Below are 16,897 nucleotides of genomic sequence, written 5' to 3' on the forward strand. Positions count from 1 at the left end.
TTGGTGCCTGTATCGATCAGCATGGGCCCATCAAAACCGCGATCACGCATGCACATGGTTGCGTCGTGTGGCGACCATAGCTCTTCATCCGTCCCGAGATAGGCTGTCAGCTGCTTGCGGCCCCAATCGCTGGCTGTGGGGTTGGTGATGGGCGAAAAGGCGGAGACCGACCGGAACTGTCCCCGCGGGGACATCGCCATGGTCAGTGCGCCATGTCCGCCCATGGAGTGCCCGGTGATTGATTGGCGGTCCATGTCGAGGGCAAAATGCTCACCCAGCAAAGTGGGCAACTCATTCATCACGTAGTCCCACATGCGGTAGTGTGGCGCCCACGGCTTTTCGGTCGCGTTCACATAGAAGCCCGCGCCTTTGCCCAGGTCGTACCCATCGTCATCCGCCACATCGTCGCCGCGTGGCGAGGTGTCGGGAAAGCAGAGAGCAATACCGTGCTCGGCCGCCCAAGCCTGTGCGCCCGCCTTTGTCATGGCATTCTCGTGTGTACAGGTCAGGCCCGACAGGTACCACAGCAGCGGTACAGGCCCTTCCTTGGCCTCTTCCGGCATGAACAGGCCAAAAGTCATGTCGCATGAACAGGCGGACGAGGCGTGGGAATAGACCCCTTGGGTGCCGCCAAAGCAGGCGTTTTCGGATTTGGTTTCCATGGGCGTGATCCTTTCGTTGCTCTATCGCTATCCGGCGGCGGGCCGTGCGGCAAGTTTCGGGAGCCTCCGGCGGCGGTTTATTTGGCGAAATGAAGATGGATCAACTGATCCATGCAATGACCGCTGTTAGGGTGGCAATGCTGAGTGTGGTTGAGACAAGGATAGCCGCCGAGACGCGCTGTGGCGCAACGCCGTAGTGCTGCGCGAGCATGTAAATGTTCCCTGCGACCGGCATAGCGGCGCAGGCGATGATCATGGCCGCGCCAAAAGGTTCAACGCCGAACAGGAAGATTGCGGAAAACGCGACAAATGCAGGGTGCAGCACCAATTTGCAGAAGCTGAGCCAGCCCGCGATCTGGATGCGTTCCGCTGATTTCGAGGCCAGCGAGGCCCCGATGGCAAATAGGGCGCCGGGTGTGGCTGCACCGCCCAAGATGCTAAGAAAATCATTCATTGGGTCAGGGATTGGAATCTGAAGGCCGGACCACGTCAGGCCGAGCGCCATGGCGACGATCATTGGGTTTTTGATCAGGCCAAGACCAATTGTCTTGAAGATCGCCGGTGACATGCGCCCATCGCGGCCCACGGTGATCAGAATGACAATCAGGCTGGAAAAGATGATCAGGTCGGTGGCCAGCACCAGCATGACCGGGCCAATGGCTTGCGGGCCAAAGAGAAGCGCTAGCATCGGCAGGCCGAGAAAGCCTGCGTTTCCGATTACGGCGCATTGTGCTTCGACGGCATTGGTTTGTACGTCGAGGCCTCGCAAGAAGCCGACCAACGTTGCAATACCGTATACGAAGGCTGTGCCCCACAGGTAGGCAGCAACCAAACGGCCGTCCCAGACCTGCGCCAGTTCCAGATTGGCGGCAAAGCGGAAGATCATTGCTGACAGCGCGAAATAGAACACGAACTTGGTCAGGTAGGCGGTGGCCTCTTCCGTGAAAAACCGCGTGCGCCCGGCCCAGTATCCAAGGCCGATCAGGGCGAAAAAGGGCAGGGTCTTCAACAGGATCGGCAGCATGGGTCAGCAATAGCGCGTGTCGTGTCGGCTATCCACTGCCGATGAGCACCCCTGCCGCAAAAACAAGGGCGCCGCCCACGACCACCTGCAGTGTGGCGCGCCAGAACGGTGTGTCCATATACTTGTTCTGAATCCATGCGATGGCCCACAGTTCGACAAACACCACAAGGATTGCGGTGATGGTGGCGGTCCAAAAGTCGGGGATCAGGTAGGGCAGCGCGTGCCCAAGACCGCCGACCGTTGTCATGATGCCTGATGCAAAGCCGCGTTTGATTGGTGAACCGCGTCCCGAGAGCTCACCATCATCGGATGCTGCCTCGGTAAACCCCATCGAGATGCCTGCACCCACGGATGCGGCCAGGCCCACAAGGAACGTGGTCCAAGTGTCCTGCGTCGCAAAGGCCACTGCGAAGATGGGCGCGAGGGTCGAAACGGAGCCATCCATCAGACCGGCAAGGCCCGGCTGCACATAGGTCAGAATGAACTGGCGCCGTTCCTTGTCGTCCTCTTCTGTCCGGGTGTCGGGATCAAGGTGGGCGGCCTCCAGTGTTTCAGCCTTGGCTTCGTGGCCAGCTTCGGCCGCAGCGAGGTCGCCAAGCAGTTTCCGGGTCGCCGCATCGGATGATCGGGCGGCGGCAGCGGTGTAGAAGCGTTCTGCATCGCGCTCCATTGCTTCGGCCTCTGAGCGGATGCGCGCAAGGCTCAGGTTTTCAACCAGCCAGACAGGTTTGCGCGCGTAGTAGCCAGACACGTGTTCGCGCCTGATCAACGGGATCGTTTCGCCAAACCTGTCGCGGTGCAGATCGATGAGGCGGTGACGGTGGCTGTCTTCCTCGCGTGCCATTTCCTCAAAGATCGCTGCGCTTGCAGGATAGTTTGTGCGCAGTCGTTCGGCATAACCTCGGTATATGCGTGCGTCGTCTTCCTCGGAGGAAATGGCGAGGGCCAGAACCTCTTGTTCCGACAATTCGCTGAAGCGTTTGCGTTGGGTCGTGAAGCGCATGGGGCGTCTCAATTGTTTAGAATGGTTCTAAACAATGAAAGCGCTTCTGATGGATGATGCAATGCCGTTTGTCGTTTTTTTATAGAAACTGAACGGAACAGTTTATATTGTGCGGTGTCTCTCACGCGGGAATCTCAATGAACGACGCAACCCCCATCGTCCGCAAGGGCCGGAAATTTGACCAGGTGCTGGACGGTGCGCGTGACGTTTTCATGGTGGATGGGTTCGAAGGTGCCAGCGTGGATGACATTGCGCGCGCTGCTGGGGTCAGCAAGGCGACGTTGTACAGCTATTTCCCCGACAAACGCTTGTTGTTCATGGAAGTGGCCAACATGGAATGCGCGCGGCAAAGCCAGTCTGCGGTTGATTTCATTGATATGAATGCCGCCCCACGAGACGTGTTGTGCCAGGCCGGTAAGCATTTCTTGCGGTTCATCACATCGAAGTTCGGGCAGCAGATTTTTCGCATATGCGTTGCAGAGTCGGATCGTTTTCCAGAGATTGGGCGCGCCTTCTACAAGTCCGGCCCTGAACGTATGCGGGCCGTGATGGGTGAGTATTTCCGCGCTGCGGTTGAACGCGGTGACCTCGATATCGATGATTTTACCTTGGCTGCCGACCAGTTTGGCGAGTTGTGCAAGGCTGATGTTTGGCCACGCCTGATGTTCGGGGTGATTGATACAGTGTCGGACGCAGATATTGACCGGGTTGTAGACAATGCGGTCCGGACGTTTCTGGCCCGCTACGGCACCTGATCTCCAGATCTGATCGCTCGACTCCGACAGGCGACTCAGCGTATTCAGGAGTGGAACAAATGTAGAACATAGATGTCCAACCGCCGTATCTTGTCCATCTGGTTCCCCCGGCTGGGGGCCGAGCGTCTGATCCGCCGCCAACCCATGCTGGGGGATCGGCCTGTGGCTGTGGTTGAAGAACATCACAACATGCAGGTCATTACATCCTTAAACGGGATGGCGCAGGCGGATGGTTTGCAGATTGGGCAGCCAGTACGTGATGCCCATGCCATGTGTCCGGGGCTGCTGACATTTCCCCGGAGCCCGCAGGGCGAGACACAGTTTCTGGAAGCGTTGCAGCGCTGGGCGGGCCGCTTTAGCCCATGGGTTGCACCCGAGGATGGGGATGCACTGGTGGTGGACCTGACTGGTTGTGCGCACTTGTTCGGAGGGGAAGAGCAGTTGATGCAGGTCGTGCAGGATGATTGCACTGATCTGGGGCTAAGCGTGTTGATGGGGTTGGCTGATACGCGCGGTGCGGCTTGGGCCTTGGCGCGTTATGCAGGCAAGGCAACGGGGTCGGATCGGTCAGGGGATTCCATTGATCAGGAGGCCCGTGCCACGCGGTCGCGTGCGGGCAAGCGGCGGCACTGGACCAAGGGTGGGGCTGCCCCTGCCGTTACGGCCCAAGCCCCGGATATCCGGCGGATTGCACAACCGGGTCAAACCTATACTGCGCTGTCCCCCTTACCCATTGCCGCCCTGCGGTTAGAGCCTGATATGGCAGCACAATTGGGTCGCCTTGGGCTGCGTCGCGTTGGGGATTTACTGGGTCAACCGCGCGCCGGACTGGCGCGCCGCTTTGGGCGTGGGGTGGTTTTGCGGTTGGATCAGGCGATGGGCAGCGCGCCAGAGCCTGTGTCGCCGGCCAAGCCACCCGATCATTTTGCCGTGCGGATGACCTTGCCTGATCCCATCGGGCTGGTCGAAGATGTGATGGCAGCCATAGACCGTGTATTGCCTCGTCTTTGCAAGATGCTTGAGGACAAGGGGAAAGGTGTGCGGCAGGTCATGCTGCAAGCCTATCGGAGTGACCATGCGGTCGAGACTGTTGAGGTGGGTCTGGCCCGTCCCAGCCATGATCCGCATCGCATCCGACCGTTACTGGAGATGAAGATCGAGGATATCGATGCCGGCTTTGGCATCGATATGATCCGCTTGTTGGCTGTGCAGGTCGAGCCTGTACATGACGCTATGCCCGTCGGCCACCGCGAGGCGGGCGCGGCGGTGCAGGCGCGCTTGAACAATGCCAACGCCCTGGATGATCTGATGGGGCGATTGGGGGCGCGCGTTGGGCTGGACGCGATCCGGCGCTTTGAACCGGCGGACAGTCATATCCCCGAGAAGTCCCATAAAATCATGGCGGCCGCCTGGTCGAAGCCACACAAGGGACCCTGGCCAAGACCGACCAATCCGCGGCCTTTGCTGTTATGGCACCCCGAGCCTGTGCACGCCCCTGCCACGCCCGAATTGCCCCAGACATTCCGGTGGCGCGGTATGGATTTGAAGCGGCACCGCGCCATTGGTCCCGAACGGATTGCACCGGAGTGGTGGCTCGACGACCCGAACTGGCGGTCAGGCACCCGTGACTACTGGATCGCTGATACAGAGGACGGGCAGCGGCTGTGGTTGTTCTATGCGCATGGCGCTGCAATGTCGCCGGGGTGGTTTTGTCAGGGGTCTTTTGCTTGAGCCCAGAGTGGCGTTAACCACCTTTCAAGACTGTCTACCTTCGGAACCGGTACTTGCTCCGCCATACTCACAAACCGCTTCGAGTGGTTTGGACGGACGCTTTAAGATCGTTGCGCGGTTTCTGGCTCACGGAACGATCGCGCTCAGAAAGTGGATTGTCGAATCGGCAGTTGAATTTGATACCAAAAAGGCATGCGGCTGTGGACCGTAAGTCAAATTTCTGACCTATGCGTTTCCGCCCATGTCTTTGTAAAAAATCACAAATTCAAAGTCTTGTTCGAGTTTGTGCAATAAGGAAATGAAAAATGAGCAGTATTCTAACCAACCGAACAGGTGGGTGTCTTATGGCGCGTATCTTTACGATCTTAAGCTTTCTTTTGACGTTCTCGGGCGCGGGGGCCAGTGCCGCCGAACCAATCGACATATCGCAGGTTGTTCAGGGCAATGGCGTTGAAGCAGCGGCATCGACCGTAGTGGTTCAACGCTTGTCGGACGGACAAGTCTGGGTCAGCAATGCAGAGCGCTCTGAGGAACGGTTTTCGCCCGCGTCCTCATCAAAAATACCGCACACGCTGATCGCACTGGAAACCGGTGTGGCCGCGCCGGATACGGTGTTCAAATGGGACGGCAAGTCGCGCTGGCTCGATGCGTGGAACCGCGACCAAACTTTGACGTCAGCTTTTCAGGTTTCGGCCGTCTGGGTTTATCAGGAGATCGTGCAGAGCGTTGGCGCCGAGGGCATGGCGGAATGGCTGGATCGGTTCGACTACGGCAATGCCAATATCGGGAGCGAGGCAACACTGACCACTTACTGGCTGCAGGACATATTGCTGGTTTCGGCAGCGGAGCAGGTCAATTTCTTGCACCGTCTGGTCGAACGTGACTTGCCGCTCTCTGATACAACCTACGCCGCGGCTGATGCGATTATGCAGACGGACGCGGGCGATGGGTGGACCATGTACAGCAAGACAGGCTGGCGCCATGGAGCTGATATCATGGACATCGGCTGGAATGCCGGTTGGGTGCGGTGCGGTTCAGACACCTATGTGTTCGCGCTGAACATGGACATGCCCGACTCGTCCTTTCGCGACTTGCGCATCACGACATCCACCGCCGTGTTGGAGGCAATTGGCGCTTTCGATTGCCAGTGAGGACATCTGCTGATGGAGCACGGCGCCACGCGCCGTGCTGACCCGGCGCACCACGTGTGCCGCGCCAAGTTGGTCCGTATCGCAACGGGTTTGCAGGAGGATGCCATGGTGATTGTGACAAAGACATCTTGGAAGCCGTGGGCCAAAGCCCGCTGGACCGGAGCAACACGCCTTCTACGCACCGGCTGCCTTGCGGCTCTGACTATGCTGTGCTGTGAACGCGTGGTTTTGGCCGAAGAAACACGCCGCATCGCCTTCAGTTTCGATGATGCGCCGATGGACGACGGCCCGCTTTTGAGCGGTCAGGATAGAACGGACGCCTTGATCGCGGCGCTGGATACAGCAGATGTCCATGGTGCTGCATTTTTTGTTCTTACCCAATCACTTGTTCAAAATCCCGATGGCGCTGCGCGTGTGAAAGCCTATACCGGCGCTGGTCATGTGCTGGCAAATCATACGCACACTCATCCTTGGCTTCGTGAGACTGAGGCGGAGGACTATCTTGCCGATATTGATCTGGCCGCCGAAATCCTGACCTCCTTTGACAGTGTTCAACCCTACTTTCGCTACCCGTATCTGGATGAGGGGAACACACGGGAAAAACGGCTGAACGTGGTCGACGGATTGACGGCGCGTGGCCTTTCGAACGGTTATGTTACCATCGACACCTATGACTGGTACATGCAGGCACTCGTGACGGAAGCCATTGAAGCGGGCCACCAGATCGACATGGATCAGCTTGAACAAGTCTACGTTGAAGTTCTTTTAGAGACGATCGAGTTTTACGAAGCGTTGGCTGTGGAGACGCTTAGGCGACATCCGGACCACATACTTCTGCTGCACGAAAACGACTTGGCAGCCCTGTTTGTCGATGAATTGGCCAAGATCCTGACGCGTGACGGGTGGGAGATTATCCCAGTGGCGGAGGCCTATACCGACCCCATAGCAGATGAGCGCCCGGATACGCAGTTCAACGGCCAGGGTCGCGTTGCCGCCATTGCCCATGCCAAAGGTGCGCATCCCAGGCAACTGGTGTCGCCCGGGGAAGAGGAGGAAGCCCTGAGAGCACGATTTGCTGAGAGTGGTCTGTTGCCCCGCCAGTAGGGTTGTTCCGCGAAAAAACAAACGATTATCTGCCAGCGGATCTGGAATACGGGCGATTAAAAAATCAAACACAGAGCCGATTTGCTTCTTTGCATCTTGTAGCAGTGTTGCTGCGTGCCTTTATCGCTGCAATGGATCGCCGCATTATTCTTGAACTCTTACCCGGTGCCGCGTTTCTGCTGGGGCACGTGATTGGCGGGCTGTTGTGGGCCGCAGGTTTGGCCGTTGTGGCAACAGCACTGGCTGTTGCGGTGCGATGGCGGTGGGATGGCAGTGTTCCGTGGTTGGCGGTGTCGACGCTGGTTCTTGCCCTGATCCTGACCGTCTTCGGCATTGTACTGAACGACGAGACATTCGTTTTGATCCGCCCGACTGTGGGGGCCATTGCTTTCGCGGGTATCCTTGCCGTAGGTGCACTTGCGCGCCCCAGCTTGCTGGAGCGTACGTTGGGCCATGCGCTGGAGATTGAGCCGGAGGGTTGGCATGTGTTGCATGCCGCGTGGATTGCGATCACGCTGCTGTCGGCCGGAGCGAACGAGATGGCGCGACGGGCTTTGACCACTGATCAGTGGGCCATTTATAACGTGCTGTCTGACCCGGCGTTGTTTGGCTTGATCTGGTTGGCAACGTGGTCGGTGGCATACTGGTATTGGATTGAAGAGACCGAGGCCTGAGCGCACCCTCTATCTTTTGTCCAGGATCCGTACTGCCTTGCCCTGTGATCGCTCAACCTGACCCGGATCGGCCACATCTACGGCGACACTGATCCCGATCGTTTGCTTGATCCGGCTGGCCAGGTTTTTCCCGGCGTCCACGCGGTTTGTGCTGGCATCTGAAGCCTCGCACAGCACGCGCATCTGGTCCATGCGCCCGGGTTTGCTCAGTTCGATCTGGAAATGCGGGGCGAGGCCGGGCGAGGCCATCAGGCATTCTTCGATCTGCGTGGGGAAGACGTTGACGCCGCGCAGAATGATCATGTCATCGCTGCGTCCCGTGACCTTTTCCATTCGCCGCATGCTGCGTGCAGTGCCCGGCAGCAACCGTGTCAGGTCGCGGGTGCGGTAGCGAATGATCGGAAACGCTTCCTTGGTCAGTGAGGTAAAGACAAGCTCGCCAATTTCGCCATCAGCCACGGGTTGGCCCGTTTCAGGATTGATGATTTCGGGGAAGAAGTGATCTTCCCAGATATGCAACCCGTCCTTGGTCTCGACGCATTCCATCGACACGCCGGGTCCAATAACTTCGGACAGACCATAGATGTCGACGGCGTGCATATCGAAGGCCTGTTCAATCTCGGTCCGCATGGCGTTGGTCCACGGTTCGGCGCCGAAAATGCCGACCTCGAGGGATGATGCCCGTGGGTCGAGACCCTGTGTATTGAATTCATCGAGAACAGACAGGGCGTAAGAGGGTGTGACCGTGATCCCCTTGGGTTTGAAATCTTCGATCAGGCGGACTTGTCGGGGAGTCATACCGCCCGAGATGGGGATGGTGGTCAGCCCAAGTGCATCGGCACCGAGGTGAATGCCAAGCCCACCGGTGAACAGCCCGTAACCATAAGCGTTGTGCAAAAGGTCCCCGGGTTGCATCCCCGCTGCGCGCAGGCTGCGAGCGACGACCTGACCCCAGTTCGCCAGATCATTTTCCGTATAACCGACAACTGTGGGCTGACCCGTGGTGCCCGAGGAGGCGTGGATGCGTTTCACCTGATTGCGCGGCACTGCGAACATGTCGAACGGGTAGTTTGCGCGCAGGTCCTGCTTGGTGGTGAAGGGGAACTTTGCCAGATCGCTGAGCGATGTCAGGTCGTCCGGATGCACGCCTACTGCGTCAAAGGCGGCCTTGTAGTGCGGGACGTTTGTGTAGGCGTGGCTCAAGGACCATTTCAGACGGTCGAGTTGCAGGGCCTCAATCTCGTCCCGGCTGGCGATTTCGATGGGATCGAGCGTGCTGCGGTCGGGTGTGAGATCTTTCATGTCGGGTCCTCGTCGAAGTGAGTGCCTGTGATCGTGCGGGACAGGCCGCGGAACAAGGCGATCTGGCGCCCGTCCGCACCAGTCACGGTGACATCATAGGTGCCGGAGCGGCCGTGGCGGGCGGTTTCTGCGGCGGTGGCTGTCAGAAACTCGTCGGCATTGCCCGGCGCAAGGTAGGTGATCTGGTTTTGCTGAGCGACCGTGATCTGGTTGTAGGTGTTGCAGGCAAAGGCAAAGGCACTGTCAGCCAGCGTGAAGATCATGCCGCCATGGCAGATGCCGTGCCCATTCAGCATATGTTTGCGCACCTGCATGGTGATAGTCGCCGCACCGGGCGCGATGTGCACGATCCGCATGCCAAGCGCCTGGCTGGCCTCATCTGTCGCCCACATGGCGTCGGCGCAGCGCTGGGCGCGTTCTTGTGGTGTCATCCGGCATCCTCCCCATGCGTTTCAGACTTCCGCGACTTTGCCTCGCTTCTGTAACGCTTTCAAGCGTGTTGCCATGGCTCTTGAAATTGTGAGCGGCTCGCGCAACTGTGGCGGCATGACGTTGCACACGCCTTCCCCCTCAAACCTACGCGAGATGCCGAGCCCGCAGGTGGCCTTTCACAGGACTGAGTTGTCTGTGATCCTGTCCTTATATGGCCGTATGGTGGCCGCTGGTGAATGGCGCGACTACGGGATTTCCTGCCTGCGCGAAGTGGCGGTGTTTTCGGTGTTTCGTCGGACAGCTGAGAACCCGATGTACCGGATCGAGAAGCGTCCGAAGTTGCGCGGCAAGCAAGGCATGTATGCGGTGATTGGCATGGATGGTCAGGTGCTGCGTCGGGGGCAGGACCTGAAGACGGTGTTGCGCGTGTTGGAACGCAAGCTGATCCGCGCCGTCGAATAAGGTCCGCTGCGCGGACACCATTCACGCTTTGCGGACGCGGGACTGTCTCCCCTTCGAATTCCACGATGGTGTTTCGGATCAGAATACGATCAGGGGCGTTTGCGGCTTTTAATATCGCCGTCGCCTTGTTGTGCGATGCGCTTTATGGCGTTGGCAATAGGCTCTTCAACCACGGCCATATGAAAAGCGTTGGCGTGGATCATGTGGGTTGGGCTGGTCACAAGCGCGACATGACCTTTCCAGAACAGCAAATCCCCGGGTGTGTGTGGCCCACTGGCGTCTGAGAACGCGGACTCTTGTAGGTCGCTGTCGCCAGGACATGGTATGCCTGCCGTCGACAGTGCGATCTGAGCGAGGCCGGAACAGTCAATACCCGCCCGTGTATTGCCGCCCCACAGATAGGGTGTCCCTAGAAAGGCACGGGCGGTTTGAATGGCGTCTGCGGTGTAGGGTAGACGAGAGATCTGTGACTTTGGGACGTGGCCAAAGCTAGTTTCGATGAAATCCGGCGTGTCGGAGAGGGCGGTGAGCCTTGTTCCGAACGTCAGGCTGGCTGTTTCCGGCGATTTGATGTTGGCGTCTGAGTAGGCATGTCCGGCGGGTGCCGTGACGATATGTGTAGGGTCGGTGACGTGGCCGAGTGAAGTGGTGTGGACAAATCCGACATAGCCATCAAGATCGGCGCGTACATAGGCGTGGTTGTCGCTGTTGCCGAGGACAGTGAGCGTCGCGCCGCCGATCAGTTGCCGGTCGCGGGGGCCGTTCGGCCGTGCCAGCAGGTCCACATGGGGCACGATGATTTGCCCCGGCCTTGTTCCGTCCACCAGACGCGGATCAGGGGTGGTTCGCCGATCCGTCATAGGCCCAACATGTCCGGCAGGGCCGCAAACAGCGCACGCGTGCCCTGACCCACGCCACCTTTGGGGCGGCCGGGTGCAGCGCTGGGTTGCCAGCCGTAGATGTCGAAATGCATGTAGCGGCTTTGATCCACAAAGCGGCGTAGGAAGAGGGCCGCCGTGATCGACCCTGCGAACCCGCCCTTGGGCGCGTTGTCGAGGTCGGCGATACCAGGTTCGATCATGGCCTCGTAAGGCGCGTGCAAGGGCATGCGCCAGACCGGGTCGGCGGTAGCGTGCGCGGCAGTTTCGAGGGCAGAAGCGAGATCGGTGTCGTCGGCGTAGTAGGGGGCCAGGTCTGGCCCGACGGCCACGCGCGCCGCGCCGGTGAGCGTCGCCATGGAGATGATAAGGTCGGGATGGTCCTCATCCGCCAATGCCAATGCGTCGGCCAGAACCAGGCGTCCTTCGGCATCGGTGTTGTTAATCTCGACCGTGAGCCCTTTCCGGCTGGTCAGGATATCCTGTGGGCGAAAGGCGTTGCCCGCCACGCTGTTTTCCACCGCCGGGATCAGGACACGCAGCTGGACTGCCAGACCGGTTGCCATGATCATGTGCGCAAGGCCGAGTACGGCGGCAGACCCGCCCATGTCCTTTTTCATCAGCCCCATGGATGCACCGGGCTTCAAGTTTAAGCCGCCTGTGTCAAAGCAGACCCCCTTTCCCACCAGGGTGAGTTTCGGGCCGGTGGTGCCCCACGTCATGTCGATCAGTCGCGGAGCGCGGTCTGCGGCCCGACCAACGGTGTGGATCATCGGGAAATTCTGCGTCAGCAGGTCGTCACCAACTGTAACGCTCACCTGCCCGTTGAATGAGGATGCAAGATCACGGGCGGCTTGTTCCAGATCCGGCGGACCCATGTCCGAGGCAGGCGTGTTGATCAACGTCCGGCTAAGCGCTTCGCCATTGGCGATGGCTTCTATCTGTGCAGCATCTACGCCGTCTGGTGCGACCAGATGGGCACGCATAGGTGGCTGGTCCTTGTACCGGTCGAACCGGTAGCTGGCCAACAGCCAGCCAAGGGCTTCGGTGGCGAGGGCGTCGGCATCAAGGTCGGAGACAAGACTGTACGTCCCTGCCGGCAACTTGGCGGCACCGGCGGCCAGATGAAAACGACCGCGTGCGCGTGTTTGTTCATTGCCGTAGCCAATGACCGCCCCTGCATCATCTGGAAAAAGCAAGGCTTGCCCCAACGCACCCTTGAAGTCGTGTGCCGTCGCCCAATCCTGAACAGACTTGGGCTGTACTTCCAGCCAATTGGGCGCCGCAATCTCATCAAGAACATGGATGGGGCGGCTTGCGTCATCTGGCTTGGCAAAGCTGAGGGTCATAACGGTGAAGGTCCTGCGTCGAGTGTCGCGCAGAGCCTAGACTGTTTGGTTGCTGCCGCAAGTGGTCGTACAGATCACAACGTGATGTTCTGCAAATCCCAGATCGCACTTAGGGATCCTTCTCCGGTGCGCATAAGGCGACCAAGCGTTGCGGCCAGCGCCACCTGATCCCGCGCCTTCGCACACCGAACAACGTCACCCGCGACCGCTGCCAGCACGTCCATGCCAATCTGATCGGCGATAGCGATCATGGATTTGGCTGCGCGGCGCAGATCGTCCAACTCACCGTTGCGGTACAGCCGATCGCAATGCGCCATACGCAAAGCCAACTCTTCCATCGCACGGCAGACGACATCTTCCGCATTCGCGGGGTCCATCTCCCCATAAAGCGCATTCAGGCGGTCATGGTTGACCTGCACCGATTCATGCAACTGAATTTGTGTTACTGTCGACAAAACGTCACCTCTACTCACCCAAAAGTCGGTATGCCCCCACGGCTTGGGTTCGTTATGGGTCAAACACTCTTCCCAAATCGTTATGATGGGTCGGTCTTTTCGCTCGAATTTGACAAGAATTCGGGCTAGTCACCCTGCCAGACAAACAATGACCAGATGAACCGGGGACGCAAATGCACAGGATAAAGCCACTTCCGACCTTCCTTTTGCAGCGGTATCAGGGATGGAAGGCGACGACCTACGCCGAGAATGGGGCTTGGTACAAACGCCTTGCGACCGAAGGGCAACGTCCGCGCGCCATGGTTATCTCCTGCTGCGACAGCCGCGTGAATGTGACGTCGATTTTTGGAGCGGATCAGGGCGAGTTCTTTATCCACCGCAACATTGCGAACCTGGTGCCGCCATTTGAGCCTGATGGAGAGCATCACGGCACATCGGCGGCGGTCGAATATGCCGTCAACGTTCTGGAAGTCGCGCATCTGGTTGTGCTGGGCCATTCCCGCTGCGGCGGCGTGCAGGGTTGCATCGATATGTGTGAAGGTCGGGCACCCGAGCTGGAAGAAAAGGGCAGTTTTGTCGGCCGCTGGATGGATATCCTGCGTCCGAAGTTCCCCGAAGTGGCGGATATGAAAACCCCCGAGGACAAAGCTGAACGGCTTGAGCAGTTGGCCGTCGTGACCTCGATGGAGAATCTGATGTCTTTCCCCTTCGTCGAAGAGCGGGTGAACAATGGCTCTTTGAGCATTCACGGCCTTTGGACAGACATTGCCGAGGGCGGGTTGAAGCAATTCATGGGCAAAACGCTTGATTTCCAACCGGTGTAAGCCGGGACACCCGAGGGGGCAGATTTGGAGCAAATCCTGAGCCTGGCGGCAACAAACCTGTTGTCGCCCATCATCCTGAGTTTCGCGCTGGGCGTGGCCGCATCCTTGGCACGGTCGGATCTGAACATTCCCGAGGCGGTGGCCAAGGGCATGTCGATCTACTTGCTGTTCGCCATTGGTTTCAAAGGTGGCGTGAGCGTGGCTGACCACGGCATTGATGGAACGCTGGCGGCCTCGCTTTTGGCCGGGATCGTGTTGTCGGCGGCCTTGCCGATTGTGGCCTTTGGTTTGTTGCAGGTGATGGGAAACCTGAGCCGCCTGGATGCAGCAGCGGTGGCTGCCCACTATGGCTCGATTTCCATTGTGACCTTTGTTGCGGCCTCCTCGGTTCTGGAAGGCAGCGGAATTGCCGCCGAAGGGTACATGGTGGCCGTTGCCGCGGCTATGGAAGCGCCCGCGATCTTGTCGGCCCTGTGGCTGATCTCTCGCGGTGGGGATAACCGTCGCATGGACCCCGAACTGATGCGCGAGATCCTGTTGAACGGGTCCATCGTGTTGCTGGTCGGCAGTTTCTTGATTGGTTGGATCACCGGCACGGACGGGCTGGCAAAGATCGAGGCGTTTATCGTGTCGCCTTTTCAGGGCGTGTTGTGCCTGTTCCTGTTGGACATGGGGCTGGTTGCGGGGCGCGGCCTGCGCAGTGGATCGGGTGTGTTGCGTCCTGGTGTGCTGACCTTTGGCGTAGTGATGCCTCTGGTCGGCGCTACGTTCGGCTGCCTTACGGGGCTTTTGTTGGGCGTTAGCACTGGAGGTGTGGCATTGTTTATGGTCCTGTCCGCGTCCGCCAGTTACATCGCGGTGCCTGCTGCGATGCGCGTGGCCTTGCCCGAAGCCAATCCGTCCATCTACCTGACCCTGTCGTTGGGGGTCACGTTTCCATTCAATCTGACGCTGGGTATTCCGATCTATGTCGCCGTCGCCAGCGCGCTGACCGGAGGATAAGCCATGCAAACGCACAAGGCGAAACGCGTTGCCATCATCATCGAACAGGTGATGCAGAGCCGATTGACGGATGCCATGACGGAGGCAGGTGTGACTGGTTGGACCGTACTGCCAGTTCTGGGCGGGTCAGGTCAGTCCGGTACATGGAGCCGTGAGGGTCAGGTGAGCCGCGGAACGGGCATGGTGCAAGTGATCTGCGTCATCCGGCCGGAGCGATTGGACGCATTGTTGGATGCGGCTTTTGCCGTGGTCGAAAGACATATCGGGATTGTCACAGTCGGTGATTGCGAAGTGCTCAGGGCCGAGCGGTTCTAAAAAAGGGGCGATGCCTCTCGTCGGATGCACCGCCCAATCCACTCGTTACCTCACTCATCCGCGCGCCGCTCACCAATTCACCGGTTCTTTCGCCGCACAGAAGTCTTGTTTCGACGATCCAGCACAGAGTGCGCTGCCGTCGAAGATGTGATGCGCTCGCCAAGGTCGACTTCGGTTGTCGTGGTCGATCTTGCGGCGCTGTCCCGCCATCAACCTGCGCAGGATCACTCTCTCAAAGCGAAGTTACCGATTTCTTTCCCGGAACCGGCATAGCCTTGAAAACATCACTGCGATTTCGAAAACTGTTCGAAATCAGACAATTGGTTGACGCGTCACTTCGCTAAACTTCAATACATCTGCCAAAGCCACTTGGCCTTCGGGCAGTGGCTTTGTCGTATTAAGCTGAGCGCATAAGGTCGCTTGAACTGCTCTAGCGCAGCACTTTGTCCTCGGGCCAGGTGAGTTCGGTTCTGATCGCGATGCTTTGTGTTTCCCCAGCAGGTACCGCCAGTTGCCATTCAAGGATGCCGCGCTGATCGTCCACCGTGCTAACGTCCGGCGCAGGTGAGGCGGACCAATCGATGACAAGGTCCTCTTGTTCCGAATAGGGAACGACGTCACGCAAGGTCACGTCCCAAGCTTGGCTTGTCAGGTTCTCCACCTCGATCCGCACGTCTTCTGTTTCCTCGTTCGAACGTGAGATGATCCCGCGATCGCCTTCATTGCGGTCAAGCACGGTGCGGGTCAGGCGCAAAACGTCGATGCGGCCAAAGAAGACATCCGCTTCGGCGTTTGGAGGCAGCACTCCGACTTGTGTGTTGCCGACAAGCTGCCCGTCAACATACAGCAATGCCCGCCCCGGCAGCAGGATTTCAGTGCTGGTATTGGTGACGTTTGCCAATCGGAATGCGGTGTCGTCAAAGCGCGGGATCGCGCGTGCACTCAGGGTGGCATCCATGGACAAGGTGTCCAACGCGATTTCAAGTTCTTCGCTCTGCGCACGGATCGTAACGGGGGCGGGTAGCGTATAGGTTACGCTGATGCCTTCGAAGTTCGCGGTGGCGGCAGCCTCTTGGACAATGACAGGTGATTCTATTTTGGGTTCTGCGGCGGCTCGCGGGCTGTCGGACTGTATCCGCAACAGTTCACGTTTCTGGGTCACAGGATCCTCGATCCGGCGCAGTTGTGGCCACAACTGACTGGGCTCGGACTGAGCAAAAGGTTCAAGCGTGGACAAGGTTAGCTGAATGTCCGTCCAATCCTCGTTGGTGAATTGCGAGATGACGGCACTGCGCGCGATGGATAGGGATGTCTCGTCGACCAAATCGAAGGCATAGGTTGGTGCCCAAGACACCCCGCCAGTGATGTAGGACAGATCGAGTGTTGCTTCGACCGATTGCGGGACGCTTACATTCAACGCGAGCGTTGCTGGCGCCGTGTTGGTCGGCGTTACGGCATCAAGCACTGCCTGCGCCTGGGCGACGGCGAACTCGAGGTCGGGCCGCTCGCGTTGCAATTTCCGTACTTCGACCTCGGCACCTCGCATGGCTGCGCGTGCTGCGGTTCCATCGCTTGCAATCAATTGCCCAATGGCCCGCAGCATATCCACATCTGCCGCTGTATCCTCGGGAACCGTCAGACCGTTTAAGAAGTCTATCTGATCCTGCGCCGCTTGGGCCGAGGCCCTCGCCAGTGCAATCTTGTCGTCAAGGAGGGCCAAGGCTTCGGTGGCTTCGTCCAATGCAGCCTTGGCGGCCACCCATTCAGGGGTGCG

The 16,897-nt window shown here is 58.9% G+C and carries 18 protein-coding genes; 9 read left to right on the top strand and 9 right to left on the bottom strand.

Annotation, left to right across the window (positions count from 1 at the left end):
- The 3 genes from fghA to mbfA form a co-directional block, all read right to left on the bottom strand.
- Positions 1 to 662: S-formylglutathione hydrolase (gene fghA / locus AC6RA8_RS15450; protein WP_500353695.1), on the bottom strand; the 662-nt coding region annotated here is incomplete at its 3' end.
- Positions 663 to 762: 100 nt separating this feature from the next.
- Positions 763 to 1,686 (bottom strand): AEC family transporter, encoded by a 924-nt coding sequence (locus AC6RA8_RS15455; RefSeq protein WP_500353697.1) that lies wholly within the window; start codon positions 1,684 to 1,686, stop codon positions 763 to 765.
- Between the two features lie 28 nt (positions 1,687 to 1,714).
- Positions 1,715 to 2,689 (bottom strand): iron exporter MbfA, encoded by a 975-nt coding sequence (mbfA, locus tag AC6RA8_RS15460; protein ID WP_500353698.1) that lies wholly within the window; start codon positions 2,687 to 2,689, stop codon positions 1,715 to 1,717.
- Positions 2,690 to 2,826: 137 nt separating this feature from the next.
- Between mbfA and AC6RA8_RS15465 the strand changes: the two genes are divergently transcribed.
- The 5 genes from AC6RA8_RS15465 to AC6RA8_RS15485 all read left to right on the top strand — a co-directional run bounded on the left by AC6RA8_RS15465 (position 2,827) and on the right by AC6RA8_RS15485 (position 8,104).
- A complete protein-coding gene (locus AC6RA8_RS15465; RefSeq protein ID WP_500353699.1) occupies positions 2,827 to 3,444 on the top strand; it encodes a TetR/AcrR family transcriptional regulator in 618 nt (205 codons plus the stop codon).
- A 72-nt stretch (positions 3,445 to 3,516) separates the two neighbouring features.
- Positions 3,517 to 5,175, top strand: a complete 1,659-nt coding sequence (locus tag AC6RA8_RS15470) for a Y-family DNA polymerase (RefSeq protein ID WP_500353701.1) — start codon at positions 3,517 to 3,519, stop codon at positions 5,173 to 5,175.
- A 305-nt stretch (positions 5,176 to 5,480) separates the two neighbouring features.
- Positions 5,481 to 6,326: a penicillin-binding transpeptidase domain-containing protein gene (locus tag AC6RA8_RS15475; RefSeq protein ID WP_500353703.1), complete on the top strand. Its 846-nt coding sequence runs from the start codon at positions 5,481 to 5,483 to the stop codon at positions 6,324 to 6,326.
- Between the two features lie 12 nt (positions 6,327 to 6,338).
- On the top strand, positions 6,339 to 7,430 hold the full coding sequence (locus AC6RA8_RS15480; protein WP_500353705.1) for a polysaccharide deacetylase family protein: 1,092 nt from the start codon (positions 6,339 to 6,341) through the stop codon (positions 7,428 to 7,430).
- Positions 7,431 to 7,561: 131 nt separating this feature from the next.
- The gene (locus AC6RA8_RS15485; RefSeq protein WP_500353707.1) at positions 7,562 to 8,104 is read left to right on the top strand and encodes an inner membrane-spanning protein YciB; all 543 of its coding nucleotides are present in this window, start codon (positions 7,562 to 7,564) and stop codon (positions 8,102 to 8,104) included.
- A 9-nt stretch (positions 8,105 to 8,113) separates the two neighbouring features.
- On the opposite strand, the gene paaK is transcribed toward AC6RA8_RS15485, so the two are convergent.
- Positions 8,114 to 9,406, bottom strand: a complete 1,293-nt coding sequence (gene paaK / locus AC6RA8_RS15490) for a phenylacetate--CoA ligase PaaK (protein ID WP_500353709.1) — start codon at positions 9,404 to 9,406, stop codon at positions 8,114 to 8,116.
- Complete coding sequence (gene paaI / locus AC6RA8_RS15495) at positions 9,403 to 9,837, bottom strand: hydroxyphenylacetyl-CoA thioesterase PaaI (RefSeq protein ID WP_500353711.1); 435 nt, start codon at positions 9,835 to 9,837, stop codon at positions 9,403 to 9,405. Before paaI ends, paaK begins: the two co-directional genes overlap by 4 nt.
- Positions 9,838 to 9,952: 115 nt before the next feature.
- On the opposite strand from paaI, the gene AC6RA8_RS15500 reads away from it, so the two are divergent.
- Complete coding sequence (locus AC6RA8_RS15500) at positions 9,953 to 10,300, top strand: DUF2794 domain-containing protein (protein ID WP_500353726.1); 348 nt, start codon at positions 9,953 to 9,955, stop codon at positions 10,298 to 10,300.
- An 89-nt stretch (positions 10,301 to 10,389) separates the two neighbouring features.
- Here the strand turns inward: AC6RA8_RS15500 and AC6RA8_RS15505 are convergent, their stop codons facing one another.
- From AC6RA8_RS15505 to AC6RA8_RS15515, 3 genes are all read right to left on the bottom strand, one after another.
- On the bottom strand, positions 10,390 to 11,160 hold the full coding sequence (locus tag AC6RA8_RS15505) for a C40 family peptidase (protein WP_500353713.1): 771 nt from the start codon (positions 11,158 to 11,160) through the stop codon (positions 10,390 to 10,392).
- The gene (locus AC6RA8_RS15510) at positions 11,157 to 12,527 is read right to left on the bottom strand and encodes a leucyl aminopeptidase family protein (protein WP_500353715.1); all 1,371 of its coding nucleotides are present in this window, start codon (positions 12,525 to 12,527) and stop codon (positions 11,157 to 11,159) included. Before AC6RA8_RS15510 ends, AC6RA8_RS15505 begins: the two co-directional genes overlap by 4 nt.
- A 74-nt stretch (positions 12,528 to 12,601) precedes the next feature.
- Positions 12,602 to 12,946, bottom strand: coding sequence for a hypothetical protein (locus AC6RA8_RS15515; protein WP_500353717.1), 345 nt, complete (start codon positions 12,944 to 12,946; stop codon positions 12,602 to 12,604).
- Between the two features lie 209 nt (positions 12,947 to 13,155).
- Between AC6RA8_RS15515 and AC6RA8_RS15520 the strand changes: the two genes are divergently transcribed.
- The 3 genes from AC6RA8_RS15520 to AC6RA8_RS15530 are packed head-to-tail and all read left to right on the top strand — an operon-like array spanning position 13,156 to position 15,123.
- Positions 13,156 to 13,806: a carbonic anhydrase gene (locus tag AC6RA8_RS15520; RefSeq protein ID WP_500353719.1), complete on the top strand. Its 651-nt coding sequence runs from the start codon at positions 13,156 to 13,158 to the stop codon at positions 13,804 to 13,806.
- A 24-nt stretch (positions 13,807 to 13,830) separates the two neighbouring features.
- On the top strand, positions 13,831 to 14,808 hold the full coding sequence (locus AC6RA8_RS15525) for a sodium-dependent bicarbonate transport family permease (protein ID WP_500353721.1): 978 nt from the start codon (positions 13,831 to 13,833) through the stop codon (positions 14,806 to 14,808).
- A 3-nt stretch (positions 14,809 to 14,811) separates the two neighbouring features.
- Complete coding sequence (locus AC6RA8_RS15530) at positions 14,812 to 15,123, top strand: P-II family nitrogen regulator (RefSeq protein ID WP_500353723.1); 312 nt, start codon at positions 14,812 to 14,814, stop codon at positions 15,121 to 15,123.
- 430 nt (positions 15,124 to 15,553) lie between these two features.
- Here the strand turns inward: AC6RA8_RS15530 and AC6RA8_RS15535 are convergent.
- Positions 15,554 to 16,897: DUF4139 domain-containing protein (locus tag AC6RA8_RS15535; protein WP_500353725.1), on the bottom strand; the 1,344-nt coding region annotated here is incomplete at its 5' end.

The sequence above is a fragment of the Tateyamaria sp. genome (assembly GCF_059783535.1).